Annotated in this window: 25 protein-coding genes and 1 pseudogene; 8 read left to right on the forward strand and 18 right to left on the reverse strand. The window is 71.1% G+C overall.

Features of this window, described 5'->3' with window-relative positions; all coding sequences use genetic code 11:
• Nucleotide 1: 1 nt before the first annotated feature.
• Nucleotides 2-1,348, reverse strand: a complete 1,347-nt coding sequence (locus LK06_RS31380; protein WP_374208124.1) for a chloride channel protein — start codon at nucleotides 1,346-1,348, stop codon at nucleotides 2-4.
• A gap of 146 nt (nucleotides 1,349-1,494) precedes the next feature.
• Here LK06_RS31380 and LK06_RS31385 point away from each other — a divergent pair.
• A pseudogene (locus LK06_RS31385) lies at nucleotides 1,495-2,323 on the forward strand (class I SAM-dependent methyltransferase).
• 172 nt (nucleotides 2,324-2,495) lie between these two features.
• Here the strand turns inward: LK06_RS31385 and LK06_RS31390 are convergent.
• Nucleotides 2,496-4,520, reverse strand: coding sequence for a phosphocholine-specific phospholipase C (locus LK06_RS31390; RefSeq protein ID WP_043434121.1), 2,025 nt, complete (start codon nucleotides 4,518-4,520; stop codon nucleotides 2,496-2,498).
• Between the two features lie 434 nt (nucleotides 4,521-4,954).
• On the opposite strand from LK06_RS31390, the gene LK06_RS31395 reads away from it, so the two are divergent.
• Entirely contained in the window at nucleotides 4,955-5,440 is a 486-nt protein-coding gene (locus LK06_RS31395) for a DUF6083 domain-containing protein (protein ID WP_043434135.1), read from the forward strand.
• 67 nt (nucleotides 5,441-5,507) lie between these two features.
• Nucleotides 5,508-6,449: a GNAT family N-acetyltransferase gene (locus tag LK06_RS31400; RefSeq protein WP_043434138.1), complete on the forward strand. Its 942-nt coding sequence runs from the start codon at nucleotides 5,508-5,510 to the stop codon at nucleotides 6,447-6,449.
• A gap of 295 nt (nucleotides 6,450-6,744) precedes the next feature.
• Here the strand turns inward: LK06_RS31400 and LK06_RS31405 are convergent, their stop codons facing one another.
• Nucleotides 6,745-8,157: a hypothetical protein gene (locus tag LK06_RS31405; protein ID WP_411572789.1), complete on the reverse strand. Its 1,413-nt coding sequence runs from the start codon at nucleotides 8,155-8,157 to the stop codon at nucleotides 6,745-6,747.
• Nucleotides 8,158-8,274: 117 nt separating this feature from the next.
• Here LK06_RS31405 and LK06_RS31410 point away from each other — a divergent pair, with 117 nt between their 5' ends.
• Together LK06_RS31410 and LK06_RS31415 are read left to right on the forward strand one after the other, a co-directional pair.
• A complete protein-coding gene (locus tag LK06_RS31410; protein WP_043434123.1) occupies nucleotides 8,275-9,507 on the forward strand; it encodes a molybdopterin-dependent oxidoreductase in 1,233 nt (410 codons plus the stop codon).
• Nucleotides 9,507-9,965, forward strand: coding sequence for a hypothetical protein (locus LK06_RS31415; protein WP_043407408.1), 459 nt, complete (start codon nucleotides 9,507-9,509; stop codon nucleotides 9,963-9,965). The genes LK06_RS31410 and LK06_RS31415 overlap by 1 nt, the downstream gene beginning before the upstream one ends.
• Here the strand turns inward: LK06_RS31415 and LK06_RS31420 are convergent.
• Genes LK06_RS31420 through LK06_RS31430 form a run of 3 tightly spaced genes read right to left on the reverse strand, consistent with a single transcriptional unit; the run spans nucleotide 9,854 to nucleotide 11,882 of the window.
• On the reverse strand, nucleotides 9,854-10,573 hold the full coding sequence (locus tag LK06_RS31420) for a class I SAM-dependent methyltransferase (RefSeq protein ID WP_043434142.1): 720 nt from the start codon (nucleotides 10,571-10,573) through the stop codon (nucleotides 9,854-9,856). The genes LK06_RS31415 and LK06_RS31420 overlap by 112 nt on opposite strands.
• Nucleotides 10,570-11,187: a TIGR04282 family arsenosugar biosynthesis glycosyltransferase gene (locus tag LK06_RS31425; RefSeq protein WP_039655488.1), complete on the reverse strand. Its 618-nt coding sequence runs from the start codon at nucleotides 11,185-11,187 to the stop codon at nucleotides 10,570-10,572. The genes LK06_RS31420 and LK06_RS31425 overlap by 4 nt, the downstream gene beginning before the upstream one ends.
• Nucleotides 11,184-11,882, reverse strand: coding sequence for a glycosyltransferase family 2 protein (locus tag LK06_RS31430; RefSeq protein WP_039655487.1), 699 nt, complete (start codon nucleotides 11,880-11,882; stop codon nucleotides 11,184-11,186). The genes LK06_RS31425 and LK06_RS31430 overlap by 4 nt, the downstream gene beginning before the upstream one ends.
• A 122-nt stretch (nucleotides 11,883-12,004) precedes the next feature.
• Here LK06_RS31430 and LK06_RS31435 point away from each other — a divergent pair, with 122 nt between their 5' ends.
• Nucleotides 12,005-12,736: a response regulator transcription factor gene (locus LK06_RS31435; RefSeq protein WP_039655486.1), complete on the forward strand. Its 732-nt coding sequence runs from the start codon at nucleotides 12,005-12,007 to the stop codon at nucleotides 12,734-12,736.
• A 1-nt stretch (nucleotide 12,737) separates the two neighbouring features.
• Complete coding sequence (locus tag LK06_RS31440; RefSeq protein ID WP_039655485.1) at nucleotides 12,738-13,847, forward strand: sensor histidine kinase; 1,110 nt, start codon at nucleotides 12,738-12,740, stop codon at nucleotides 13,845-13,847.
• Here LK06_RS31440 and LK06_RS31445 read toward each other — a convergent pair whose 3' ends face one another.
• A complete protein-coding gene (locus tag LK06_RS31445; protein WP_043434125.1) occupies nucleotides 13,848-14,849 on the reverse strand; it encodes an NAD-dependent epimerase/dehydratase family protein in 1,002 nt (333 codons plus the stop codon).
• 435 nt (nucleotides 14,850-15,284) lie between these two features.
• On the opposite strand from LK06_RS31445, the gene LK06_RS31450 reads away from it, so the two are divergent.
• Nucleotides 15,285-15,968, forward strand: coding sequence for a ScbR family autoregulator-binding transcription factor (locus LK06_RS31450; protein ID WP_039655483.1), 684 nt, complete (start codon nucleotides 15,285-15,287; stop codon nucleotides 15,966-15,968).
• A gap of 149 nt (nucleotides 15,969-16,117) precedes the next feature.
• Here LK06_RS31450 and LK06_RS31455 read toward each other — a convergent pair whose 3' ends face one another.
• The 11 genes from LK06_RS31455 to paaA form a co-directional block, all read right to left on the reverse strand.
• Nucleotides 16,118-16,507 carry a cold-shock protein gene (locus LK06_RS31455; RefSeq protein WP_039655482.1) on the reverse strand — a complete coding sequence of 130 codons (390 nt, stop codon included), beginning with the start codon at nucleotides 16,505-16,507 and terminating at the stop codon, nucleotides 16,118-16,120.
• 141 nt (nucleotides 16,508-16,648) lie between these two features.
• Nucleotides 16,649-17,437, reverse strand: coding sequence for a LamG domain-containing protein (locus tag LK06_RS31460; protein ID WP_052270175.1), 789 nt, complete (start codon nucleotides 17,435-17,437; stop codon nucleotides 16,649-16,651).
• A gap of 144 nt (nucleotides 17,438-17,581) precedes the next feature.
• Entirely contained in the window at nucleotides 17,582-18,832 is a 1,251-nt protein-coding gene (locus LK06_RS31465; RefSeq protein ID WP_039655481.1) for a kynureninase, read from the reverse strand.
• Complete coding sequence (locus LK06_RS31470; RefSeq protein ID WP_159025200.1) at nucleotides 18,829-19,740, reverse strand: alpha/beta hydrolase family protein; 912 nt, start codon at nucleotides 19,738-19,740, stop codon at nucleotides 18,829-18,831. Before LK06_RS31470 ends, LK06_RS31465 begins: the two co-directional genes overlap by 4 nt.
• Nucleotides 19,730-20,578 (reverse strand): tryptophan 2,3-dioxygenase, encoded by an 849-nt coding sequence (locus LK06_RS31475; protein ID WP_039655480.1) that lies wholly within the window; start codon nucleotides 20,576-20,578, stop codon nucleotides 19,730-19,732. The genes LK06_RS31470 and LK06_RS31475 overlap by 11 nt, the downstream gene beginning before the upstream one ends.
• Before the next feature lie 52 nt (nucleotides 20,579-20,630).
• Nucleotides 20,631-21,407, reverse strand: coding sequence for an SDR family oxidoreductase (locus LK06_RS31480; protein ID WP_039655479.1), 777 nt, complete (start codon nucleotides 21,405-21,407; stop codon nucleotides 20,631-20,633).
• A gap of 39 nt (nucleotides 21,408-21,446) precedes the next feature.
• Nucleotides 21,447-22,535, reverse strand: a complete 1,089-nt coding sequence (locus tag LK06_RS31485) for a 2Fe-2S iron-sulfur cluster-binding protein (protein WP_039655478.1) — start codon at nucleotides 22,533-22,535, stop codon at nucleotides 21,447-21,449.
• A gap of 7 nt (nucleotides 22,536-22,542) precedes the next feature.
• Entirely contained in the window at nucleotides 22,543-23,034 is a 492-nt protein-coding gene (gene paaD / locus LK06_RS31490; RefSeq protein ID WP_234367557.1) for a 1,2-phenylacetyl-CoA epoxidase subunit PaaD, read from the reverse strand.
• Nucleotides 23,031-23,783: a 1,2-phenylacetyl-CoA epoxidase subunit PaaC gene (paaC, locus tag LK06_RS31495; protein WP_039655476.1), complete on the reverse strand. Its 753-nt coding sequence runs from the start codon at nucleotides 23,781-23,783 to the stop codon at nucleotides 23,031-23,033. The genes paaD and paaC overlap by 4 nt, the downstream gene beginning before the upstream one ends.
• Nucleotides 23,776-24,099 (reverse strand): 1,2-phenylacetyl-CoA epoxidase subunit PaaB, encoded by a 324-nt coding sequence (gene paaB / locus LK06_RS31500; protein WP_052270174.1) that lies wholly within the window; start codon nucleotides 24,097-24,099, stop codon nucleotides 23,776-23,778. Before paaB ends, paaC begins: the two co-directional genes overlap by 8 nt.
• Nucleotides 24,099-25,118, reverse strand: a complete 1,020-nt coding sequence (gene paaA, locus LK06_RS31505; RefSeq protein WP_078858943.1) for a 1,2-phenylacetyl-CoA epoxidase subunit PaaA — start codon at nucleotides 25,116-25,118, stop codon at nucleotides 24,099-24,101. Before paaA ends, paaB begins: the two co-directional genes overlap by 1 nt.
• Nucleotides 25,119-25,258: the final 140 nt, after the last annotated feature.

Consider the following 25,258-nt stretch of genomic DNA (forward strand, 5'->3'; position numbering starts at 1 on the left):
CTCACGCTTCGCCGTGCGCGGCGGAGCCCGTCTTCTCCCTCTTCCGTCGTTGCGAGAGACGACTGGTGAGAAAGGCGATGACGGCAGAGATGACGATGAGGGGCATTTGGTTGTACGCGTCGTGCCCCATGAGGAGACCGGCCAAGACCGAACTGGTCAGGGGCAACCCGGTGACGACCGTGGCGGCGACGGCGATACCGAGCGCGAGTGCCGGAGTGTCCCCGAAGCCGGGCAGCCCCGCGCACGCCACGGCCGTCGCGGTGCCCACCAGCAGGGACGGGAAGATCGGGCCGCCCCGCAGACAGCCCAGACAGATTCCCCAGGCGATCCCCTTGCACAGGACGAGTGCGATGAGGGCGCCGACGGGCCAGGACCGTGGGTCGGCGGCCAACTGGGCGAGCCCGGCCTGCCCCGACAGTGCCGCCTCGGTCGGGGGACGATCGGTGAGCAGGGTGTACACGGCGATACAGACCCCCACCGCCACGGCGCACAGGATCGTACGGACGGCCTTGGCATGCTGCGAGGTCCACTGGTTGGTGTACTCCCCGAGCCGGTGCGCGTGGGTGACGACCAGGGCGACGAGGACGGCCGCCGGGATACCCCAGAGGAAGTCTCCGGCGTCCGGGACCGCGTCGGGCGGCACGGTGGGGAGCGAGAGCGCGCCGATCGACAGACCGGTCCAGTGACCGAACCCGGTGAAGACCAGAGCTCCGGCCGCACTGGTCGTCAGGCAGGGCAGGAGCAGCAGCGCGAGTTCCGGCCCGGCCAGCCCCGCCGCCTCGACCACCATGACCGCGGCGACCAGCGGTCCGCCGAGAATGGTGGAGATCGCCGCTGTCGACCCTGCGGTGGCGACGACCCCTCTGGAGCGGGGATCGGCCGCCCTCTTCGCCAGGCGGATACCGAGCAGCGCGAGCGCGGAGCCCACGGCCATCAGCGGTGCCTCCGGCCCCAGCACGACTCCCAGCGGCAAGGTCAGTACGGCGGCCAGCACCACTCCCGGCAGCTCACGTGGCGCGGTGGGTGCGCCGCCCAGTCCGCGCACGGGCACATGTCCGCCGCGTCCAGGCATGCGGGTGACGATCGGGGCGAGGATCAGCCCGGCCAGCGCGAGCGCGGGCAGCGACCACCACCAGGGGGCGCGGTCGTATCCGACCGTACGGGGGAGTTCCTGCCACACCTGGTGCTGAAGCCAGTGCTGGATGCTGACGAAGAAGAAGCAGGCGAAGGCGATGGGCACACCCAGCAGCACCGACAGCAGCAGAAGCCTCAAATAGGCGGGGCGCAGCAGCATCTGCTGCTGCTCGGACTCCTCCGGGGGCGGTGTCTGGGCCAAGGTTCCGCTCACGCTCGCTCCTCCGGCGTCTCGTGCGCTTCAGTAAACGGTGGACCCGGACGGGCCGCATCTCGGCGAGGGCGGGCCGGTGGCAGCCAAGTACCCTGCGGTCCCGGGCCAGAGACACAGACGGACGTGGGTCGCAAGGGCAGACCGCGATGGGGGACCGGGAGTGGGACGAGACGCTGTTCGCGGGAGCGGTCTCTTACGAGCAGGGCCGGCTGCCCTACGCGCCCGGGCTGGTGCAGTTGCTGGCCGAGGTGCTGCCCGTCGACGGGCAGGGACGCCTGCTCGACGTGGGCTGCGGACCCGGCAGTGCCGCCCTTGCTCTGGCCCAGTTGTTCCGCGAGTCCGTCGGCGTCGACCCGGACCCCGGGATGCTTGCCGCAGCCCGGCGGCGGGCCGCCCTTACACCGGCGGCGGGCCGCACGCGCTGGGTCGGGATCCGGGCCGAGGACCTTTTGGACGGGCTGGGTACGTTCACCGTGGCGGTCTTCGCCCAGTCCTTCCACCGGATGGACCGTGAGAAGGTGGCGCAGACAGCGCACGGCATGCTGCGGCCCGGTGGAGCGCTCGTGCACGTGTCAGATCTGAAGACCCGGTCCCGTACGGTCGACGGCCTGCCGTACCCGCCCGTGCCCTACGTGGACATCGGCGTGCTGGTCAAGCGGTACCTGGGCCCGTCCGACGTGCCGGCCGAGGCCTGCTTCCCCAGGGCACACCCGGAGGCGAGGCGGCGGTGTTCGACCGTGCCGGATTTCTGGGACCCGAGCGTCACGTCGTCCCGGGCGGGCAGGGCCTCGTGCGCACCGTGGACGACGTCGTCGCCTGGACGTTCTCGATGCCCTCCGCTGCGCCTCACCTGTTCGGCCCGCACCGCGGGGCCTTCGAGGCGGACCTGCGGCGGCTGCTCACCCGGACGGCTCCGGCCGGCTGCTTCTCCGAGCGGGTCCCAGCACCGAGGTGTTCGTGTGGCGCACAGCCTGAGCAACTGCGGTGTCCGGGCTGCCTGTGCGTTGATCCCGCCCCAGATAGCCCCTGCCCGCCGTCGCTTGCCGTGCGGGAGGCGGGCCCCGTGCAGAGCGCGGGGCCCGGGCGTCGGTGACGGGGCCGGCCCGCTTGCACTGGCCCCGCCATCCGCCCGGGCCCCGCGCCGAGGTCAGCCGCTGACGCTGGCGGTGCCCGTCTCCAGATGGCCGGTGAAACGGCGCGACCAGGAGGCGTCGGAGTCGACGGTCACCGTGAAGTCGTACCAGCCGTGCGTGTAGGCGACGGCGTTGAAGAAGTCCTCTGTCGAAGCGCCGGGGGCGACGGTGTAGGTCCAGGGGCCGTCACTGCGGTAGCGATGGGACGTGATGGTGAATTTCACCGGCGTGGAACCCGAGTTGCGCATGCTGAAGTAGATGGCGAGCTTGCCCGTACCGGGTTCCACGGCGTACCGGGTGCTCACCTCAGCCGTCCTGCCCGCTTTGGTCGCATCGCCCTGGAAGCGGCGCAGGAAGCGGTTGGGGCCGACCATCGTCAGGTCGTACCTGCCGTCACCGTAGCCCGAACCGATGTTGAAGTAGTCGGAGGCCGTACTGCCCGGGTCGACGGTGTATTGCCAGGGAGAAGTGTCGCGGTAGGCGTTGGGATGAATGGAGAAGTGGGCTGCCCGGGACGCGGGTGCGCCCTGGTTGGTCATGGTGAGCCAGGCCAGGATTCTGCCGGAGGCCCCGAACTCCAGACGGTCCAGGTACCCGCCCGGCTGGTACGGCAGTGCACGTGCCGGACGGGTACCTGTCTCCTGGGCGGGCAGGGTGTTGTCCGTCGGCACCGGATTGGGCAGTGGGGCACAGGTGTTGATGCCGATGACACGAGTCGCGGGCAGGGAGACCGGGCCGTGGACCGGGTTGGCGAAGTCGAAGACACCGGTCAGGTCGCCGCTCACCCTGCGCCGCCAGTCGCTGATGGTGGAGCACGTGGCGGGCTTGCCGAGGGCGGCCGTCCAGGTCTCCAGGAAACGTAGCACCGAGGTGTGCTCGAACACTTCCGAGGAGACCCAGCCGCCGCGCGTCCACGGTGAGATGACGATCATCGGTACGCGGAACCCGAAACCGTACGGCACCCCGTTGAGGAACTCGCCCGGCGTCCCGGCCGGCGGAGCCGGCGGGGGCACGTGGTCGAAGTACCCGTCGTTCTCGTCGTAGTTGAGGAAGAGGACCGTGGAGTCGAAGACGTCCCGATCCGCCGAGAGGGCCTGGTAGACGAGGTTGACGAAGTGGGCGCCGTCGCCGGGCGGGGCGTACGGGTGCTCCGAGAAGGCCTGGTTGGGGACGACCCAGGAGACCTGGGGGAGAGTGCCCCCCACGACATCGGCCCTGATGGCGGCGGCGATGTCGTCCGGGGTGGAGCCGGTCACCGCAGGTACCGACGACATGCCGCGGTCGTACAGCGGATCGCCGGCCCTGGCGTTCGCGAAGCGCTTGAAGTAGGCGCAGCCGTTGTCCCCGTAGTTGTCCGCCGCGTTCTGGTAGACCTTCCAGGTGACTCCGGCGGCCTGGAGCGCCTCGGCATAATTCTGCCAGGTCAGCCCGGACTCATCACCGCCGTCGTAGCTGGAGGAGTCGACCTTGCCGCTCCACAGATACGTGCGGTTGGGGCCCGTCGCACTGAGGGTGGAGGAGAAATACCCGTCGCAGACGGTGTAGTTGTCGGCGAGTGCGTAGTGAAAAGGGATGTCGGAGCGGTCGAGGTAGCCGAGGGTGCGGACGTTGCCCACGGCCGACACCCAGCTGTCCAGGCGGCCCTTGTTCCAGGCGGAGTGCTGCGAGGACCAGGAATGGGGCAGATCGCCGTTGCACTGGGCGAGTGTCTCGCCGTCCTTGCCGCCGGCTGAGGGGGTCGCGCTCAGCTTCCACGGGTACTGCCGGCCCAGGCCGTTCGGCTGGTCGAAGACCGAGTGCTCTCCGGCCAGAGTGATGCCGCTGCGGTCGTCGAAGCCGCGCACACCCCTCAGACGCCCGAAGTAGTGGTCGAAGCTGCGGTTCTCCTGCATGAGGATCACCACGTGCTTCACGTCCTTGATCGTGCCGGTTGCCGGGGCCGGTGCCGCGGTCGCCGTACGCGCGCCGGCACCCAGCGTCACGCCCGCCGCCACGGAAGCGCCGAGCCCCACGAACCCTCTTCGGCTGATCGGTGTCATTCGTCCCGTCCCCATCACCGGAGTGCCCCTGCAGCACACCGCGCGCCACGGTGCACCCGATGGCCGTCACCGTTCCCAACGGGTGCTGAAAGGGAGGTGAACAAGGTCCGGCGGGAGCGCCCTTCGAACACGGACGATGCTCGGTCAGGCCCTGCGACTACGCCCGGGGTGCCATGGGTGTGCCCCGCCGGCCGTATGTCACGCGCCCTCGCCGCCGGCCTCTTGCCGGAGCCTGACGCGGTGGGGTGACGTGGCGCCGCGCGGCACCGACGCAGCACGCGGCCACCTGTGGCTGACGGACCGGTTGTGGACCCGGGCACCCAGTAGCTCCCGAGCGCCTGGGCAGGGAGCGACGCCCGATGCCGGCCGCACGCTCCCGGTGCGCCCTCACCGCGCCCTCCCGCGACCCCGTCTCGCCGAGGACCGTTGACAGCATGGGGGTACACGACGACAGCATCATCCCGTTGCCCGGCCCGGACGGGGTCCGGCAGCCCGCCGCCGGCACACCCCGCCCGTGGGAGAACACCGACCGCGCCCAAGCCGCCGTCGACGGCGCCACCGGACCGGAACCGCCCGGTCCGCCCCGGTGCCCCCACTGCGGACTCGCCGGCGAGCGCCGCCCCACCTACACGGACCGGCATGTCCTCCTCGAACCCGGACTCGTCCTGCCGGCGCATCTGGTACCAGGCGGACACCGGTGGCACCTCGACGGCAACGGAGTGGCCTGGAACGGAGGTTTCGCCGAACCCCCACCCGGCACCAGCTGCCGTGTGCCGCACCTGTTGGCCTGCCCCGGTCTGACCCTGGACGAGATCAGGCCCTGGCGGTGGCTGTCCGCGGTCCGGGGGGAGAACGCCCGCAAGGTGCGGCGGCAGGCGGCCGGAGGAAGCCACCCGGACGTCCTGCCCGACGCCGGTTGACCGCGGGGGGCCTTTCCGCGGCTCCAACCGGGTCGACACGGAACCGGGGATGGCGCAGGGTTCACCCATGTCCGAACTCCCCACACTCCTCGCATGCCTGCCCGTCGGTTACCGGAGCCGCCCGGCGACCACGGCCGACGCGGGAGCGGTTCACCGTCTGATCGCGGAGTGCGAGCACCAACGGCACGGTCGTGCGCTGACTGGGATCGACCGTGTCGCCGAGGATCTCGGCCTGACCGATGCGGAACCCGATCCGGACACCGTGCTCGTGACGGGACCGAAGGGGCAGCCGGCCGGCTGGGGTTGGGTGAAAGGCCGGCGAGCCAGCATCCGCGTGCACCCCGGTCACCTCGGGCGGGGCCTCGGCAGCGCGCTGCTCGCCTGGTGCGAAGCGCGGGCCCGACAGCAGGGAACCGACCGGCTGTCCCAGTCGGTCTCCGACGGCGACCATCCGGCGAGAGCGCTCCTGCAGGCCGGTGGGTACTTTCCGCTCGTCACAGAATGGTTGCTGGAGATCGCGATGCCCGTCGAGCCGGAGGTTCCTGAGCCGCCGGCGGGAATCACCATGCGGCCCTTCCGGGCCGGGGACGAACAAGAGGCGTACCAGGTCACCGAGGACGCCTTCGACGAGTGGCAGCGACGGCGGAAGACCTTCGCGCAATGGGCCCGGCTCACGGTGGAAAACACCGCGTTCGAACCGGCCGCGTCACCACTGGCCCTCGCCGGTGACCAGATGGTCGGTGTAGTGCTGTCCTCGGACGTCCCGGACAGTGACGAAGGATACGTCGAGCGGGTCGCCGTACGCCGCGACCACCGCGGCCGGGGCATCGCCCGTCTGCTGCTGCAGGAGACGTTCCGCACCTTCTACCAGCAGGGGAAGCGGACCTGCACCCTGTGGACGCACACGGCCACCGGGGCACTTCCGCTCTACCAACAGATCGGCATGACGGTGCGGCACAGCACCACGGTCTACAGCAAGCCCCTCACCATCGGACGGCCGGGCACCTGAGCAGGCGCGGGCCGCCACCGGCTGCGGGACCGGGTCCGGCCACGCCGGCCGACTCACCCCGTTCCGGCAGCGCGCTCGGATCAGCCCGACCTGCCGGCACGCTTCGGCGGCATGGCGACGTAGGAGAAACGGCTCGGACTGGGCGGTGCGGACGGCCGCCGAACTGCGCGACTCGCTTGCCGGCACCAGCCCCAAGAAGAACACCAGCAGAAGCGGCCGCCGAACGGTGGAATGACCGTTCAGCGGCCACGGAACGTCTGCCAGGGCTACACGGTCTCCGACCGCTCCGGGAAGCTCACCACCCGGTCAGGAGAAGGTGGTTCAGGAGCAGGGCGAGTACCGCCTGACCGGCGAGCCAGGCACGGGGGCGGGGGAGCAGCGCGCAGGCGGGAAGCAGCCACAGCGCGAAGGGGAGCCAGATGCGTTCCGTCTCCGCCTTGCTCATGCCGGACAGGTCGGCCACCAGCAAGGCGAACAGCGCAGCCGACACGAGCACCGCGAGGCGGACGCGGGCGGTGCCGGAGGCGGCGTCCTCGCCCTGCTCCACGGGAGCGGAGCGCCGGTGTCGGAGCAGTGCCGCCGTCGTCCGGCGCAGGCCCGCGGCCGTGGCGGGACCGGTGATGAGCACGGTGCAGGCTAGATTGGCCCACACCCAGTAACCGTAGGGGCGGGTGCCGCCGACACCCTGGTAGTAGCGGGTGACCAGGAGGCGGTAGGCCTCCCACCAGTTGAAGCCGGCGAGCGTGAACACCAGCGGGAACACGGACAGTCCGGCGAGCAGGGCAAGCAGCAGCGCAGGGCGTTCCCGCAACCCGGTCCGGCCCAGGGCGAGTACGGCCGCACCGATCAACGCGAAGAGTGTGAGCCCGTAGGAGAGGTAGCAGGTCAGCCCGAACAGCAGGCCCGAGGCTGCCGCCCACCAGCCGGAGCGCCGGGTCAGGGCCACGGCGAGCAGCGCCACGGCCCAGGCGGCGGTGGCCGCGAAATAGGCGTCGGCCGAGGTGCCCAGCCATACCGCGGCGGGGGCCAGGACCAGGAACGGCGCGGCACGCCGGGCGAGTGTCTCACCGGCCAGCGCACGGATGGCGATGAGTACTGCCACGCAGCCCGTCGCCCCGACGGTGACACACCACATCCCGGCCCAGCCGCCACCCCCCAGCCCGATCCGGTCCAGCAGGACGAAGGTCAGCGTGGCGGCCGGGGGATGGCCGGCGACGTGGGCCGGCCATGGATCGGGGGTGCCCCGCACGATGTGGTGGGTGAAATCCCCCAATGTGGCCAGGATGTCGTGGAAGCGGCCGATGACCTGGAGGTATTCGTTGTGGGTGGTCAGCCTCACCGCGATGCCCTGATGCCAGCCGTCGATCAGCGCCAGGGAGACGATCCAGGCCAGGGCTGTCGCCCAGGCGCCTGCCAGCATCGCCCGCCACGGGAGGCGCCCGGCGAGGGCGGGACCGTACGCCACCGTGGCCAGTGCGGTGGACAGTGCCGCCGGGGTGCCTGGGCCGAGGTGCGGGTCCCACTCGGCCAGTACGGGCGGCCAGTGCACGAACAGCGTGTGCTGGGTGAACTGGATGTGCCGGCCGACCAGCACGGCTGCCAGCACGAGCAGGGCAGCGCCTGCAGCGGCGTACAGGTCACGCCGTGAGCGGTGCGACTGGCCGGAAACATCGGGGACACGGGTCCGGAGGGAAGGAAAGACGCGGATCACACCCGGAACGCTAGGCCGCCCGGCCCGCCGGAGACCGCCATCCGGGCCGGACGTCAGCGTTTCGTCATGGGTTGCGCACCTGCTCACCGGGTGTCCCGGGCCTACCGTCGAGACATGCGAGACCTTCCACGCCTCCCTTCCTCCCCGGGCTTTTGGCGCAGTCCCCTGCGGGGTCCCTGGTTCACTTCGGTACTGGGCCTCGTACTGCTCGTCGGTGTCACCGTGCTGTTCGTGACCGGCCTGGTCTCCTACGCCGCCTACAACCCGGGTCTGTCCCCGGTCAACGACACCACCCCGGACAAGGGCCTCCTGGGTTTCTACCTCTTCGCGTGGCCGACCGGCCCGGTGTGGCTGTACCGGCTCACTCAGGGCGTCCACGTCACACTCGGCATCACCCTGATTCCCGTGCTGCTCGCCAAGCTGTGGTCCGTGGTGCCGAAGCTGTTCGCCCTGCCGCCGGCCCGATCCCTGGCACACGCGCTTGAGCGGGTCTCACTGCTGCTCCTGGTCGGCGGCGGGCTGTTCGAGTTCACCACCGGAGTGCTCAACGTCCAGTTGGAGTACGTCTTCCCTGGATCCTTCTACCCGCTGCACTTCTACGGTGCCTGGGTCTTCTTCGCCGCCTTCGTGGCCCATGCCGTGCTCAAGGCGCCCGCGGCCGTCCGGAACGTGCGCCGGCGCGGGAGGCGCACAGGAGAACTGGTGTCCCCGCGGCCCGATCTTCCGACCGTCAGCCGACGCGGGGCTCTGTGGTTCGTGGCCGGCGGCTCGCTGCTGCTCTTCGTGACGACGGCCGGACAGAGCATCGGCGGGGTCCTGCGCCGTACCGCGCTCCTCGCGCCGCACGGCGGCCCCGACCCCGGCACCGGCCCGAACGGCTTCCAGATCAACAAGACCGCCGCATATGCCGGGATCACCCCGGCCGACACGCACCAGGACGCCTGGCGCCTCGTCGTCACGGGCCGCACCGGCACGGTCCGGCTCACCCGCGCCGAACTGCTGCGCCTGCCCCTGCACAGTTCCGCGCTGCCCATCGCCTGTGTCGAGGGCTGGTCCACGGCGGACCAGTGGTGGCGCGGGGTGCGGCTGCGTGATCTCGCCGCGCTCGTGGGGTACGAGGACACCCCGCCTGACGTGTTCGTGGAATCCCTGCAGCGGCACGGCGCGTTCCGCCACACGGCCCTGCGCTCCAACCAAGCGGCGGACCCGCGCTCCTTGCTCGCCCTGTACGTCAACGGCGAGGATCTGTCCCCCGACCACGGCTACCCGGCGCGCGTCATCGTGCCCGCCGCTCCCGGTGTGATGAACACCAAGTGGGTGGCCCGGCTGACCTTCGGAGATCTGTGATGCCCCGTCGCCTTCCGGTCGGCAGCCCCTTCCAGCTGCTGTTGCTCGCTTCGTCCTTCGCGCTCGCCGCCTACGCCGGCGTGCGACTGCTCGCCGGCGACTGGTTCGGCGTGGCCTTGTGGCTCGTGGGCGCGGCCCTGCTGCACGACCTCGTCCTGCTGCCGCTGTACACGGTGGCGGACCGGGCCGTCGTCCAGGGTCTCGACGCGACCCGCCACCGTGACTGGACGCCGTACGTCCGCGTTCCGGCCGCTCTGTCCGGCCTGCTCCTGCTCGTGTGGTTCCCCTTGATCAGTGGGACGGCTGACCGCCGCTACCAGCTGGCCACCGGGCAGTCCACGGACCCCTACCTCGGCAGGTGGCTGCTGATCAGCGCGGTGCTCTTCGGCGGCTCGGCGTTGCTGCTGGCCCTGCGGGTGCGCAGGGCGACGAAGCACCGGCCGCCGGCCGACCACTGACCAGCCTGCTCCCAGCCCCTCGCGTACCGGAGCAGGGCGGGCGTGCCGAGCCGCGCCCAGGGAAAGGACTCGCCGGCGGTGTGCGCGCCGGTGACGGCATCGTCGACGACCTGCACCCACGCCCGTTCGTCAACATCCACCGGTGCGGTCTCGGCGATCAGCAACCCGCCGGGCCGCAGCAGCCGGGCCAGCCGTTCGAGGAGCGCGTCCGGGTCGCCGCCGATGCCGAGGTTGCCGTCCATGAGCAGGACAGTGTCCCAGCGGCCTTCGCCCGGGAGCGGATCGAAGACCGAACGCCGCAGCGCCCGGCCCCCGGTCCGTACCGTGTGGGCGACGGCCGCATCACTCACATCGATACCGAGGGTGATTCGGCCACGGGCGGCTAGTTCCGACACCAGCCGCCCGGGCCCGCACCCCACGTCCAACACGGCTCCCTCACACCGGTCCAGCACCTCCAGATCCACCGCGTCGGGCCGCGCACACCAGCGTTCGACCTCCAGCGGCAGCAGCCAGCCGTCGTCCCGGCGCAGGAACAGTGGGCCCCGTCCGGCATGCAGGGCTGCGGCATAGGAACCCGCAGCGGCCCACGGGGGGACGGTGGTCCTCATCGGCCCGCCGCCGTCCCGCACCGGGCCAGCCGGGCAGCGAAGCGGCCGTGCGGGGCCAAGGCGGCCACCGCACGGGCGTCGTCGGCGGTGTCAACATCACGCAGCCTTGGCAGGTCGCGCACCCGCAGCCCGGCGGCGACGAGCCGCTCCCGCTGCACGGCCCCGGTCCGCGGCGACGACATGGGCACCCCGCGCAGCAACGCGGGGTCGGGCTCGGCCAGCCCCAGGGCCCAGAATCCGCCGTCTTCCGCCGGCCCGAAACAGGCGTCGACGCCCTCGAAGGCCACGCTGAGTAGATCCGGCGTCACCTGCGGGGTGTCCATGCCGATCAGTAGGGTGGGGCCCCAGCAGTGTGCGAACGCGTCTGCCAGCCGAGCGTCGAGGCCGCCCGCGCACTGCGGGACCACTTCGAAGCCCGGCGGCAGCCAGGGCCCTGGCGTCCCGTCGAGCACCAGGAGACGGCGGGCGGCCGGCGCCGCCGCCACGGCCCGCAGGGTGTCCGCCAGACACGCCTCGGCGAGCTCGGCGGCCTCCTCCGGAGTGAACGGGGGGGTCAGCCGGGTCTTGACCCGGCCCGGCCGTGGTTCCTTGGCGATGACGACAAGCGTGGTCACCGTACGGGCCTCCCCTCGGCCGGCGGTTCGGCCAGGACGCGACCCATGTCCCGTACCGCGTGCCAGGTGCCCCGCCAGGTACCGGTCACTTTGGAGGCACCGGTACGTGGCAGATACGGCACGTCGTGCTCGGCGATGTGCCAGCCGGCGTCGGCCGCGCGGACGACCATCTGCAGCGGGTAGCCGCTGCGCCGGTCGGTCAGGCCCAGCGCCAGCAGCCGGTCGCGCCGGGCGGCACGCAGCGGACCGAGGTCGTGCAGGCGCAACCCGGTACGGCGGCGCAGCATCCGAGCGAGCGCCACGTTCCCGGCCCGGGCGTGCGCGGGCCAGGCGCCCCGGCCCTGCGGCCGGCGCCGGCCGAGTACCAGGTCGAAGGCACCGGTGTGAACCTCGTGCACAAAGGGGACGAGAAGTGACGGATCGAGCGAGGCGTCGCAGTCGCAGAAGCACACGATGTCGGCGGTGGCGGCGGTCAGCCCGGCGTGGCAGGCGGCGCCGAAGCCGCGCTGCGGCTCGTGCACGACGGTCGCACCGAGAGCGCGGGCGGTCTCCGCCGAGCCATCGGTGGAACCGTTGTCAACGACGAGGGCGCGCCAGCCCGTGGGAATGCGGGCAAGGACCCAGGGAAGTGCGCCGGCTTCGTTCAGGCAGGGCAGCACCACGTCGACGCCCTGCGGGGTTGGTGGAGTGGTCACGGTTTCACCCTACGAATACGAATGGCGCATATCGGACTTCTGGTCCTTACGAAACGCGGACATCGAAGAACCCAAGCCGTCCTGCGGCGACACCGGCACCGACGCAGTGCCAGGCTGGAGGCATGCAGCAGTTTCACGAGCCCACGGGGGTAGAACGGGCCGGCCGGTCCGCCCGGGTCCTGGTCGTCGACGACGACCCGACCGTCGCCGAAGTCGTCGCCGGATACCTGGACCGCGCTGGCTATGTCGTCGACCGGGCCGACGACGGCCCGACGGCCCTCACCCGCGCCGCCGGATGCTGGCCAGACCTGGTAGTGCTGGACCTCATGCTGCCTGGCATGGACGGACTGGAGGTCTGCCGGCGTCTGCGGGGCCGCGGCCCCGTTCCGGTCATCATGCTCACCGCCCGCGGTGACGAGGACGACCGCATCCTGGGCCTGGAGGTCGGTGCCGACGACTACGTCACCAAGCCGTTCAGTCCCCGTGAGCTGGTCCTGCGGGTGGAGTCGGTACTGCGCCGCTCCCGACCGGCCGGTCCGGCGGCAACCTTGACCGCGGCCGGTCTCACCCTCGACCCGGTGGCTCGCCGGGCCACCAAGAGCGGCACGGAACTCGCCCTCACCCTACGTGAGTTCGACCTGCTTGCCTTTTTCCTGCGGCATCCGGGACGGGCGTACGGCCGGGAGGACCTGATGCGCGAGGTGTGGGGCTGGGACTTCGGCGATCTGTCCACCATCACGGTCCATGTCCGCCGGCTGCGCGGCAAGGTCGAGGACGATCCCGCCCGGCCCCGGCTGATTCAGACCGTGTGGGGCGTCGGCTACCGCTTCGAGCCGGACGGCAAGGAGGGCTGACGTGCACGACACCCTCCTCATCGCCCTCTACTCCTTCCTCGGTGCTGCGGCGACCGGCCTGGTCGGCGCGGGTGCACTCCGCCTGGTCCGGCGGCGCTCGCTCACGACCTCCCTCACCGTGGTCGCAGCGGTCGGAGTCGTCGCGATGCTCGCCGGCACCCTGGCCGTCGCCTGGGCGATGTTCCTGTCTCCGCACGACCTGAGCGTCGTGACGACGGTCGTCGCCATGGCGGCCGTCGTCTCCCTCGCCACCGCCCTGGTGCTGGGCCGCTGGGTGGTGGCCCGCAGTCATGAACTGGCCGTTGCTGCCCGCTCGTTCGGTGACGGCGGCGCCTTCTACGCCCCCGACGGCCCGGCTACCGCGGAACTGGACGCCCTCGCCCGCGAGCTGGCGGCCACGAGCGCCCGGCTGGCCCAGTCCCGGGAACGCGAACGCGCGCTGGAGACCTCCCGGCGGGAGCTCGTCGCCTGGATCTCGCACGACCTGCGCACTCCCTTGGCGGGGCTGCGCGCGATGGCGGAAGCGCTGGAAGACGGGGTGGCCACCGACCCCGACCGCTACCTCAAGCAGATCCGCACCGAGGTCGAACGACTCAACGACATGGTCGGCGACCTCTTCGAACTGTCCCGCATCCACGCCGGCACGCTTCCGCTGAGCCCTTCCCGGATCTCCTTGTACGACCTGGTCGGCGACGCGCTGGCGGGCGCGGATCCCCTGGCACGCGAGCACGGGGTGCGGCTCATCGGCGACCACGTCGAACCGGTACCGGTCGAGGTGGACAGCAAGGAAATGAGTCGCGTCCTGGGAAACCTCCTCGTCAACGCGATCCGCCGGACTCCGCCCGACGGAACGGTCGCCATCACGGCGGAGCAGTCGCCCGAAGGGGTGGTGCTGTCGGTGACCGACGGCTGCGGCGGTATCCCCGACGAGGATCTGGGCCGCGTCTTCGACACCGGCTGGCGGGGTACCCACGCCCGGACCCCGCCGGCCGGCGCGGGGCTCGGTCTCGCCATCGTCCGGGGCATCGTGGAAGCGCACCAGGGCCGGACCACCGTACGCAACATCCCCGGTGGCTGCCGCTTCGAGGTGACACTGCCGACGGCGCCCTGATCAGTCCCCGCGCAGTCCGGCCCGAGCGAACTCCCGCATTCCGTCGTGGAAGGCGACTTCCGGCTTCCAGCCCAACTCGGCCACCAGCCGTGAAGAGTCGGCGGTGATGTGCCGTACGTCTCCGAGCCGGTACTCGCCGGTGACGACGGGCTCGGGCCCGCCGTGAGCGGCGGCCAGTGCCCGCGCCATCTCGCCGACGGTGTGCGGTTCACCACTGCCGGTGTTGTAGACGGTCAGCGCCCCGGTGCGCGGATCGGCTTCCAGCGCCGCAACGTTCGCGGCGGCCACATCCCGCACGTGCACGAAGTCCCGCCGCTGCCGCCCGTCCTCGAAGACCCGCGGCGCCTCGCCGCGGGCGAGCGCGGACCGGAAGAAGGAGGCCACACCTGCGTACGGGGTGTCGCGGGGCATGCGGGGTCCGTACACGTTGTGGTAGCGCAGCGACACCGCCGACCCACCCGCCGCGCGGGCCCAGACGGCGGCCAGGTGCTCCTGCGCGAGCTTGGTCGTGGCGTACACATTGCGGGGATCGACGGACGCGTCCTCCTCGACGAGGCCGGGGGAGAGGTCCGCCCCGCACACGGGGCAAAGGGGTTCGAAGCGGCCGGCGTCCAGATCGGCGACATCCCGCGGGCCCGGCCGCACGGCACCGTGCCACGAGCACACGTAGCGTCCTTCCCCGTACACCACCATCGACCCGGCCAGCACCAGGCGCGGTACGCCTGCCTGCGCCATCGCGGCGAGCAGGACGGCCGTTCCCAGATCGTTGCGGGAGACGTACTCCGCCGCGTCGGTGATCCCGTCGCCCAGTCCGACCATCGCCGCCTGATGGCAGACGGCGTCCACCCCGGCCAGCGCCCGAGTGACGGCCGTTGGATCACGCACGTCGGCATGCGGATCCTCCCGCACGTCGAACACGAGCACCTCGTGCCCGCGTGCGGCGAGCGCTTCGACGACATGGGAACCGATGAACCCGGCACCGCCGGTGACCAGTACGCGCATACCGCCACGCTAGATCCCCGTCGGCGCAGTGGCTGGCCGGCACGACCGCGCGTCACGAATCCGTAAGAGGTGCACGGGGTCCCAGCGTGCCGTGGTCTGGAGGTCCCTTGTGCCCGTCGCCGATTCTGGTTACTGAAAGGGCAACAGAAGATACGGACCTACCGGTTTTGTTATTCCTCCCGGAACCTGGTGAATGGGTAGCGGGTGGAACAGAGGTTCGCCGCCATTCTTCGGTGGTTCGCGAGCAGTTGGTAGGAAGAGCGGCCTTGTGTGTGACCGTCAAGTGTTCAGTTCGCGCCGACCGTGGCCGGCATTGACATACCAGTGGGTTGGTTTTACGGTCGACTGGAGATGATCTCTTGATTCCCCGGCTCCTTGTGGCCCGGGGATTTTTTTCCGGGACCGCCCGCAAGGGCCGGGCGGCGGAGGTGGCCGGTGGCGCAACAGGAACGGGCGATCAGGACGAGACGGGTGATCGTGGTTGCGGCCGCGGAGGTGTTTGCCGAGGTCGGCTACGAGGCAGCCACCATCGTGGGGATCCTGAACCGGGCCGGGGTCACCAAGGGAGCCTTGTACTTCCACTTCTCCTCCAAACAGGAGCTGGCCCAGGCGGTGCTGGCCGGCCGGCTCAGCGCAACGCCACGGACACCGCCGCGCGGGCTGAAACTCCAGCAGGGCCTGGACGAGCTGTTTCTCCTCGCCCATCTACTCCGTGAGGGCGATCCCCTGGTGCGGGGCAGTGTCCGGCTGGCGGTGGAACAGGGAGCCTTGCACGACGGGCTGGACCGGCGGGTGCCGATGGCCGAGTGGATCGAGCGCAAAACCGTCACGCTTGCGGAGGCGAAGCAGAACGGCGAACTGCTTCCTCATGTGGAGGTGGGGGAGGCGGCGCGGATGCTGATCGGCGCGTTCACCGGAGTGCAGGAACTGTCCCGGGTGATGACCGGCCACGCCGATCTGATGGAGCGGGTGGCGGACCTGCAACGGCATCTGATGCCGAGCATCGCGGTCCCGGCGGTGCTCGTGCAGTTGGACATGACCGTCGACCGGGGAGAACGCGTCTGCCGTGAGTCGAGGCAACAGCGCTTGGCAGCGGACGTGACCGGAGCGGCCGAGTGACCGGTCGGGCGTCCCGGTCTGCACGCGGATGAGGGAGCCGACCTGTCGGCCGGCCACACCTGGACATCTTCACGTCCTGGAGCGGGGCGCACTGCACCGGGGCGGTGGCGGCACCTCGATGGTGCAGACGGACGTGACCGCCTGGTGGGTCAGCCCTCGATCCAGCCGTGGTTCTTCGCGAACTGGGTCAGCCCGTTGCGGACCTGCAGGATCTGGTCCCCGGTGAGCGAGGGGGCCGCGGCCAACAGGGCCTCGGTGACCTCGCGGGTGAACTCATTCGTGCTGAGTACGTCGCACAGGGAGTCGTCGTCCGGGGTGAGCGGCTTGCCGTCCGCCCCCGTCGCGAGCCGGACACCGGAAGCCTTCGGCCCTCGGTCGCCGTTCTCCACTTCGAATTCCACCAGCACACCCGGGCGAACGTACGCCTCGGGAATCAGCATGTCGTTTACATGAAGGAACACATCGTCCCCACCATCGTCGGGCGCGATGAATCCGTAACCACGCGAACCGTCGAAACGCACCACACGACCTGCAACCATTCCAACCCCCAACAGATCCGGGCCCCTTGCCCGGCGAACCTGCACCGCATCGTAGACCAGGTGAACACCACCGGGCGATTTCCCTCCCGGGGACCTGGCTCGCGACGGCCTGCTGCCTGGCTGGTCAGGATGGAACGGCAGTCAGGTCTGCGGCCGATCCCCTTCCGTCGCCGGACTCGTCCCGGGGTCGCCGACCGAGCTCGCCTCCTGCTCAACTCGGCCGGCCCAGAGCGGACGTCGTACGATCAGGCTGCTCACCTCGAACGACATCTCCTCGGTCTCGTAGGCCGGTGGCGGGTGATAACGCCCGGCACACACCGAGAGGTTGACGATGAGGTAGGCACGCCAGAAACGTCCCACGCCCCGGCCGTCCGCGAAGACCTGCCTGCCGTTGAGCCACCAGACCACGGAGCGGTGCCCAAACTCGGTGCGCAAGTCCACCCAGGCGCCAGGATAGACGGCGTCGTCGCGCAGGTAGCGGTTGGCGTCATGCACATGGTTGGTGAGTTCCAGGAGGTCGGGGTTGTCCGGGTGGTATTCGAAGACGTCGATCTCCTGGTCGCCGTCCCGCCAGGTCCAGATGGCCGGCCAGGCACCGATCTCCTGGGGCAGCCGTACGCGGGCCTCCAGCACGTCCCCCGGCCGGACCATGAATCCCTCTTGGCTGCCCTCGGTGGTCAGCAGCCCCGTGCTCCACCACCCGTCTGGCCGGCGCGTGGCCCGGAAGACGCCCGAACGGCTGTAGTAGGCGTCGGGCACCAAGTAGTCCAGCTTGTCGTCGTCCGGATTGACCGGACCACCCCCCGGATAGGCCCATGAGCGGCCGGCGACCCACTGCGCCTCCGAAGCGAAGTCGGCGGTGAACGCGACATCTGAGGGGAACGGGCGCCGCGGCGGTGGCAGCGGTCCACCCGGTAATGATTCGTCCATGTCCAATGTCTCACCCGGTGAGGCGCGCTCATGCGCCCGGGCCCCTTCTTGGCCATGAGATTACGCCGTCCGGGTGAAAGGTGCGGCTTCCCGGCCGCAGAGGGCCAGGCGCCGGACGACGCCGGGTGCTGGGCACCGGTGCGGTCAGGTCACCGTGCCCGCCCCTTGCGCCGCGGAGACGTAGGCGCCCTTCGCCGTGACCTCACGCAGGCACGTCACCGCCTCCAGGACGTCCCGGTGGGTGGTGAACAGCGCATTGACCCCGAACCGCAGCAGGTCGGGCGCGCGCATGTCGCCGATCACGCCCCGATCCTCCAGCGCCCGTACCAGGCCGTAGGCGTGCGGGTGGCGCAGGGACACTTGGCTGCCGCGGCGCTCCGGTTCGGGCGGAGTGACCCGCTCGAAGCCCAGGCCGCCCAGCAGCACGTCCGTGCAGTGCAGGAAGAACCCGGTCAGCGAGAGGCTCTTGGCGCGCACCTGTGTCAGGTCGACGTCGTCGAAGACACTCAGCGCGGCCTCCAGGCAGAGCAGCGACAGCACCGGCGGTGTGCCGATACGGCCCCTGCCGACGCCACGGGCCGGCACGTACTCCTCGTGCAGGCCGAAGGGATCAGCGTGGCCGTTCCAGCCGGTCACCGGTGGCCGCCAGTCGGCGTGGTGGCGCCGGGCGACATACACGAAGGCGGGGGCACCTGGGCCGCCGGAGAGGAACTTGTAGCCGCAGCCGACCGCGAAGTCCACCCCGAGGTCGTCCACCTGTACCGGCAGGGCCCCGGCCGCGTGGGACAGGTCCCACAGTACGAGGGCACCGGCGCGTTGGGCCGCCTCGGTGAGCACCGCCATGTCGTGGAGTTCCCCGGTGCGGTAGTCGACGGGTGAGTAACCGACCACGGCGACCTGGTCGCCCTCGGCGGCCAAGAAGGCCGGGAGGCCGGTCGGTCTTACCCGGTGCACGCTCAGGCCGAGCCGGCGCGCGACGGCGTCGGTGAGGTACTGGTTGGTGGGAAAGTGGTCGGGATCCGTGACCATCAGGGGCCGGCCTGAGCGCAGGGCCGCCGCCGCGCTCAGCGCGTTGTACAGCTGCACGCTCGTCGAGTCCCCGGCGAGTGTTTGTCCCGGGGCCGCACCGATCAACCGTCCCACCAGGTCCCCGACCCTGGCCGGTGCGTCCCACCAACCGTGACCGTTCCAGGAGCGGATCAGACCGGTGCCCCACTGGCGGTGCACGACGTCGTCCAGTACGGGTGGTACGGAGGCAGGCAGCGGCCCGAGCGAGTTGCCGTCGAGGTAGACGACCCCGTCGGGTAACAGGAAGCGTTCCCGGACGTGGCCGAGAGGGGCGGCGGCGTCGAGAGCGGCGGCGCGGACGGCGAGCGCGTGCGGGGCGGTGGTCACGATCGGGGGGCCTCCTCTTCGGCGCCCGGGTCAGCGGTCACGTCCTCTCCACTGGCGGCCGGGCGAGTCGTCACGGCTCTCCCCGCGGTGACCGGGGAAGTGAGCGCGGCTTCGCCGTACAGCCGCCGGAGGGTATCTGCGACGGCCAGGGCGCCCGGCGCACCCGGCTCGATCAGGGTGTAGTGCCCGGTGTCGGGCAGGACCACGTTCTCCAGATCGCGGTGGACGGCGGCGTAGTCCGCGAACTGCTTCAGCGGAACCTCCTCGTCGACGGCGCCGTGCAGGAGCACGGTCCGTACCCCGGTCGTGCCTGCCCCGGTGAGCAGGGTGAGAGGGTCAACGTACGCGAGCCGCTCCTCGAACAGGTCTGGTCCGCCGAGGAGGTGCAGGGCCGCGTCATCGCTGAGCCGGTCCAGGCGGGTGGCCTTGAGGTCGGTCAGCGGGGCCAGCGCGAGTACGGCCGGAGGCAGCCGTGTCGTGTACCACGGAGAGCCGACCGGCAGCAGGGCGCGGGCCGCGCACCACAGGGCGAGGTGACCGCCCGAGCAGTGTCCGGCCAGGACGTAGGGACGTCCAGCGGGCAGCGTGTCAACGATGCGGGCCACGTCGTCGAAGGTCTCCGGATAGCCGCCGGCGCCGCCGGACCTGCGGAAGCCGGGCAGCAGTACCGAGAAACCCTGCTCGGCCAGATAGGCGGCGAACGGGGTCAGATGCATCCGGTCGTAGCGCCAGTACCCGCCGTGCAGCAGCAGTACCAGCGGTGCCCTCGGGTCCTGGGACGGCCAGGCGTCGTAGACCTGGTGGGGATGGTCGCCGTACCGACCGTGGACCGGGGCCAGTACGGGCTTCAGGCTCAGGACGCGCTGTTCCTCCTCGGCGGCGAAGGCCGAGATCTCCCTAGAGGCCACCGCGGACCGTCCACAGCTCGGGGAACACCGGTCGGGCGGCACGTGCCTGGAGCCAGGCCAAGCCGGCGGAGCCGGCGCTGCCGGACTTGGAGCCCATCGCGCGCCGTACCACCATCATGTGGTCGAACCTCCAGCGGGCAACGAGCTCGGCGATGTCGGTGAGCAGCTCTCCCAAGGCCAGCAGCGGATCGTGCTGCGAGCCCGCGTACACGCGCCGCCACGCCTCGACCACACCCGGGTCGGCCTCATAGGGGGCGGTGACGTCACGCTCACGCACCGTCTCGGGAACCGGCAGGCCCCGCCGGTACAGGAACCTGAGCACCTCGTCGTACAGCGACGGCTCGTGGTACGCCTCGTGGAGGGACCCGTGCACCGATGGTTCACCCTGGTGGGAACGCAGCAGCGCACCGGACTTGTCCCCGATCAGGAACTCCAGGTGCCGGTACATCGCCGACTGGAAGCCCGAGGCCCGGCCGAACGCGGACCGGAAACCATTGAACTGAGCTGGGGTCAGCGCGGCGATGGGCCGCCAGGACCCGTTCAGGGCCTCGACGGCGCGACGGCTGCGCTGAAGCGCGTCCATCGCCATGTCGAGGTCGTCCTTGGCGAAGGCGGTCCGGGCTGCCCGCCACTCGTGGACGATCAGGGTGAACCAGAGCTCCATCACCTGGGTGGTGACGAGGAAGCCCATCTCGTCGGCCGACTCGGTGAGCGGGGCCTGGAGGCTGTTGAGGAGGGTGGCGCGCACGTAGTCGTCGTAGGGGCTTGCACCTTCGAACGGCTGGGCCAGCGGGTCGTCCGGTGACAGATCCGCGAGCGCGGACGTGCCGTCGTTCATGGAGTGCTCCTTGGGGCTACCGTGCTCGGGGAGGGACTGTGGTTGCGGCGGTTCACAGGCCGAGGTGGACGCCGCCGGTCGCGTCGATGCACTGTCCGGTTATCCAGCGGGCGTCGTCGCCAGCGAGGAAGGCCACCACGTCGGCGATGTCCGCGGGGGCGCCCAGACGGTTGAACACGGAAGCACCGGCGAGTGCCTGCCGGATCTGCGGATCGCGCAGGGTCGGGTTGATCTCGGTCTCGGTGAAGCCGGGTGCGACGGTGTTCACGGTGATGCCGCGCGGGCCGAGGTGCTGGGCCAGGGAGAGGGTGAGGTGGTCCAGGGCCGCCTTGGTCATCGAGTACGCCACGATCGCCGGGTAGGCGATGCGAGTGGCCCCGGACGAGACGTTGACGATCCGGCCACCGTCCCGCAGCCGCACGAGCGCCTGCTGGGTGATGAAGAACGGCGCCTTCGTGTTGACGGCGAAGACCCGGTCGTAGTCGTCCTCGGTGACCTGTTCGATCGTGCGGGGCAGGGTGATCCCCGCGTTGTTGACCAGGATGTCGAGTCCCGGTGGGGCGTCGCGTGCGGCGAGTTCGCGGTCGAAGGCGGTCCACAAGGTGGCTGCGTCACCCACCACACCGAGTTCGGCGTGCACGGCGAACGCGCGGCCTCCGTCGGCCTCGATCTCCTTGACCGTACGCTCGGCAGCCGCGTGATCGTGCCCGTAGTGGACGGCGACCAGCGCCCCCTGGGCCGCCAGACGGCGGCTGATGGCCCGGCCGATGCCCCGGCTGCCTCCGGTGACCAGGGCGATTCTGCCCCGGTGTCGTCCCGTGGTGGTCACTGGCTTGTTCCTCTCCTGCAAGTCGTGCGAGAGCTTGCGTCAGGCGTCGAAGTCGAGGGTGATGTCGTCGGTGCGAGGGCGGGCGCGGCACGCGAGGGTGTAGCCCGCCGCGAGGTCCCGGTCGTCGAGGGCGTGCTGGCGGCCCAGGGAAACCGAGCCCGCCACGACCTTGGCGCGGCAGCTGCCGCACACGCCGTCCCGGCACGCGTACGGCACCTCGGGCCGGGCCCGCAGCACCGGGTCGAGGACCACCTGGTCCCCGGGCTCCATCGCGACCACGGTCGAACGGCCGCCGATCAGCGCCCGCACCCGTCCTGCGGGGGCGTCCCGGCCTCGCAGGACGGGTGCATGGGGATCGGGCTCGGCAGCGGAGAACACCTCCCAGCACACCCGGTCCGGGCGGACTCCCCAGCCCGCGAGCGTCGTACGGGCCGTCTCCACCAGCCCCACCGGACCGCACAGGCTGAACGCGGTGGTGTCGTCGGCCCGCGCGTCCACCAGGGTGAGCAGTCGGAGCAGCCTTTCCCGGTCGATGCGGCCGGTGAACAGGCCGCTCTCCCGCCGCTCACGCGAGAGGACGTACAGCACGGTGAAACGGTCCACGAACTCGTCCTTCAGGGAGGCGAGTTCGTCCGCCAGCAGAGCCGTACTCGAGGTGCGTACCGCGTGGACCAGGGAGACCCGGCAGCTTGGGGAGCGACGCAGTGCTCCCGCGGCCATCGCGGCCAACGGAGTGATGCCGGTGCCGCCGGCGATCAGTACCTGATGAGCGCCCGGGGTCGCCGGGAGCCCGAACCGGCCGGTGGGTGGGGACAGTTCCACCTCGTCCCCTGGTGCCAGAACGGTCCCGGCGTAGACGCCGAAGCCGTCGGGTGAGTGGCGTCGGATCACCAGGCGCAGCGCACCCGGGGCGTCGGGCGGCGGGCACACCGAATAGGCCCGGCGCACCTCTCGGCCGCCGGACGGCCGATGCCGGACGACGACATGCCGACCGGGCTCGGCGGTGAAGACGGCGGCGAGCTCCGCGGGGACGTGCAGCGTCACCGCCACGGTGTCCGCCAGCAGGGACTCGACGCGGCTCACCCGGAGCCGGAACCAGCCGCTGCGGCGGGTCTGGAGCTTGGTCATGGGCGCCTCACACCGTGGCCAGGTACGGGAAGGTCTCGCCGCACGCCGTACAGCGCAGGATCGACTGGCAGCGGGTCGGACCGAACGTGCTGTGCGGCCGGGTGGCAGCGGAGCCGCAATGTGGGCAGGGCGCGCCGAGACCGAGGCGTACTGGTGTGGGCGCGTTCACCGGGCGGGGCGGCGCGATACCGTGCTCGGCGAGCTTGCGCCGCCCGGCCGCGGAGATGCGGTCCGTGCTCCACGCCGGGGCCGCAGCCTGGCGCACCTTGCCGTCGGGGTGCCCGCACTCCGCCAGGACAGCCGCGATCGCCTCGGCGATCGCGGGGAGGGCGGGACAGCCGAGGAAGGTGGGTGTGAACACGACCTCCAGGTGGCCGTCCACCGCTTTCGAGACCCGCTGTATCACGCCGAGTTCGCCGAGTGACACGACTGGCAGTTCCGGGTCCGGCAGGTCGCACACGCGGGCCGCGACCACGTCGGTCGGCAGGGGATCAGTCACCAGGTGCCTCCGGGGAACTGCCGCTGCACCGACTGGAGTTCGGCCACCAGAGGGCCGAACGCCTCAGAATGCAGGCCCTGCCGGCCACCGTGTGCCCGCCATCGCGGGGTGGGCAGACTCAGCCCCGCCTGCCCGACGACCTCACCCACCCGTTCCTGCCAGGGGGCGTGCAGCGGGGCGGGCGAGGGGGCGGTGCCGGCCTCGTCCAGCCGCCGCACCACCTCGTCCTCGTCGAACAACTCGGTCGTGTACGGCCAGACATGGTCGAGCCCAGCCTGCATCCGCCGGGCGCTCTCCGCGGTCCCCAGGCCCAGCCGTACGGTCCAGCCGTCGGCGTGCCGCCGGTGGTAGCCGGCCTCCGTGGCGGCGCGGGCCGCGACCGCAGCCAGTTCGGGAAGCGCGGCGCCGGCGAGCGCCTCGTAGTACAGGACCGCGTAGTGGCTGTAGACGAGCTGGCGGGCGATGGTCACCGCAAAGTCGCCGTTGGGGAGTTCGGCGAGCAGGGTGTTGCCGAACTCGCGGTCGGAGCGTGCGAAGGCGAAGTCGTCCTCGGTGCGGCCGGTGCCGTCGAGCCCGCCGGCCAGTGTGAGGAGGGCGCGGGCGTGACCGATCAGGTCGAGAGCGATGTTCGACAGCGCGAGGTCCTCCTCGATCGTCGGCGCCCGGGTGATCCACTGGCACAGACGCTGCCCCAGCACGAGTGCGTCGTCGCCGAGGCGGGAGGCCAGCAGGGCCGCGTCCTCAGTCATCGTGGTCGCCTCCCTCCGCGAGCGGGGCGAAGTGTTCGGGGTAGCGGTAGGGCTTGTGGCGGGCACCTGCGAAGAAGGGGTCCCGTTCGGTGGGCGAAGCCGCGTGCACCGCGGAGGAACGCACCACCCAGAGCGACAGCGGATCGCCCCGCCGGGTGTACAGGTCGCGGGCCCGTTCCAAGGCCATGTCCGCGTCGCCGGCCCGCACCGATCCCACATGCAGATGAGCGAGGCCCCGGCGTGGGCGCAGGAACACCTCCCAGGAGGCCAGCGCCCCCTCCGCACCGCCCACGGTGTTCTCTTCCGCGCTGTTCATCACCCCTCCTCCCGGGCGGCGTACGCGGCGGCGGCCTGTCGCACCCAGGCGCCGTCCTCGTGCGCTGCGACCCGGTGCGCCATGCGCTGCCGGGCGGTGTGCGTGTCGTCACCGAGTGCGTCCCGGTAGGTCTCCCAGTCGATGGGCCCGAAGTTGTAGTGGCCCCGGTCCGCGTTCCAGCGGATTCCCGGATCAGGCAGGGTCAGCCCCAGCCGTTCGGCCTGTGGCACGCACTGGTCGACGAAACGCTGACGCAGCTCGTCGTTGGTGTGCCGCTTGATGCCCCACGCGATGGCCTGGCGCGAGACGGCCGCGCCGACCGCCGCCGTGCGCTCGTGCGCGCCTGTGGTGATCGTGTCGGGCGGGCCGAACATCAGTGCCACCGCGGGCAGCCACCAGCGGTTTACCGCGTCCTGAGCCATCTCCCGCTGTGCGGGCGTGCCCTCGCACAGGGCCCGCATTAGGTCGTACCCCTGGCGGACGTGGAACGCCTCCTCCTGACAGACGCGACGCATCGCGCGGGCGTAGGGGCCGTACGACGTCTGGCACAGCGGCGCCTGGTTGACCACTGCCGCGCCGTCCGTGAGCCAGGCGATGGCCCCGGTGTCCGCCCATGTCAGGGCCGGATGGTTGAAGGTGGCCGCATACCGCTGCAGACCCCGGTGCAGTGCGTCCAGCAGTTCGGCCCGGTCCACGCCGAGGGTCTCGGCGGCGGCGTACAGGTACAGGCCGTGTCCTGCCTCGTCCTGGACCTTCGCCAGCAGCACCGACTTGCGGTGCAGGGACGGGGCGCGGGTCAGCCAGGCGCCCTCCGGCTGCATTCCGATGATCTCGGAGTGCGCGTGCTGCCCGATCTGCCGCAGCAGCATCCGGCGGTAGCCGTCGGGCATCCAGTCGCGCGGCTCGATCGTCTCGCCCGCCGCGAGCAGTGCCTCGAAACGGTCCAGGAGCCCGTTGTCGGCCCCTGGTGACCGGGACACCTGGTCCGCCGTCGCTGTGCCCTGGCCGATCACGTGCATCACTCCCTCGCCTGTGGCCCTCACTGAGACAAAGAGGCGGTGGACCCGGCTCGCTATCCCGCGGCGTCCGCGGCCGTCCGCGTGACACATGTCACCCGCGCCGGCGGGGATAGCGCGGCCCCCTGCACGCCTCTTCTCCG

The sequence above is a fragment of the Streptomyces pluripotens genome (assembly GCF_000802245.2).
Classification (GTDB): Bacteria; Actinomycetota; Actinomycetes; order Streptomycetales; family Streptomycetaceae; genus Streptomyces; species Streptomyces pluripotens.

What these genes read in the sequence shown, in the direction of transcription:
- LK06_RS31410 (WP_043434123.1), top strand. Translation starts at nt 8,275, where the DNA reads ATGCGAGACCTTCCACGCCTCCCTTCCTCCCCGGGCTTTTGGCGCAGT.
- LK06_RS31390 (WP_043434121.1), bottom strand. Translation starts at nt 4,520, where the DNA reads ATGACACCGATCAGCCGAAGAGGGTTCGTGGGGCTCGGCGCTTCCGTG.
- LK06_RS31485 (WP_039655478.1), bottom strand. Translation starts at nt 22,535, where the DNA reads ATGACCAAGCTCCAGACCCGCCGCAGCGGCTGGTTCCGGCTCCGGGTG.
- LK06_RS31415 (WP_043407408.1), top strand. Translation starts at nt 9,507, where the DNA reads ATGCCCCGTCGCCTTCCGGTCGGCAGCCCCTTCCAGCTGCTGTTGCTC.
- LK06_RS31460 (WP_052270175.1), bottom strand. Translation starts at nt 17,437, where the DNA reads ATGGACGAATCATTACCGGGTGGACCGCTGCCACCGCCGCGGCGCCCG.
- paaA (WP_078858943.1), bottom strand. Translation starts at nt 25,118, where the DNA reads ATGCACGTGATCGGCCAGGGCACAGCGACGGCGGACCAGGTGTCCCGG.
- LK06_RS31455 (WP_039655482.1), bottom strand. Translation starts at nt 16,507, where the DNA reads ATGGTTGCAGGTCGTGTGGTGCGTTTCGACGGTTCGCGTGGTTACGGA.
- LK06_RS31420 (WP_043434142.1), bottom strand. Translation starts at nt 10,573, where the DNA reads ATGAGGACCACCGTCCCCCCGTGGGCCGCTGCGGGTTCCTATGCCGCA.
- LK06_RS31400 (WP_043434138.1), top strand. Translation starts at nt 5,508, where the DNA reads ATGTCCGAACTCCCCACACTCCTCGCATGCCTGCCCGTCGGTTACCGG.
- paaB (WP_052270174.1), bottom strand. Translation starts at nt 24,099, where the DNA reads ATGAACAGCGCGGAAGAGAACACCGTGGGCGGTGCGGAGGGGGCGCTG.
- LK06_RS31435 (WP_039655486.1), top strand. Translation starts at nt 12,005, where the DNA reads ATGCAGCAGTTTCACGAGCCCACGGGGGTAGAACGGGCCGGCCGGTCC.
- paaC (WP_039655476.1), bottom strand. Translation starts at nt 23,783, where the DNA reads ATGACTGAGGACGCGGCCCTGCTGGCCTCCCGCCTCGGCGACGACGCA.
- LK06_RS31395 (WP_043434135.1), top strand. Translation starts at nt 4,955, where the DNA reads ATGGGGGTACACGACGACAGCATCATCCCGTTGCCCGGCCCGGACGGG.
- LK06_RS31445 (WP_043434125.1), bottom strand. Translation starts at nt 14,849, where the DNA reads ATGCGCGTACTGGTCACCGGCGGTGCCGGGTTCATCGGTTCCCATGTC.
- LK06_RS31475 (WP_039655480.1), bottom strand. Translation starts at nt 20,578, where the DNA reads ATGAACGACGGCACGTCCGCGCTCGCGGATCTGTCACCGGACGACCCG.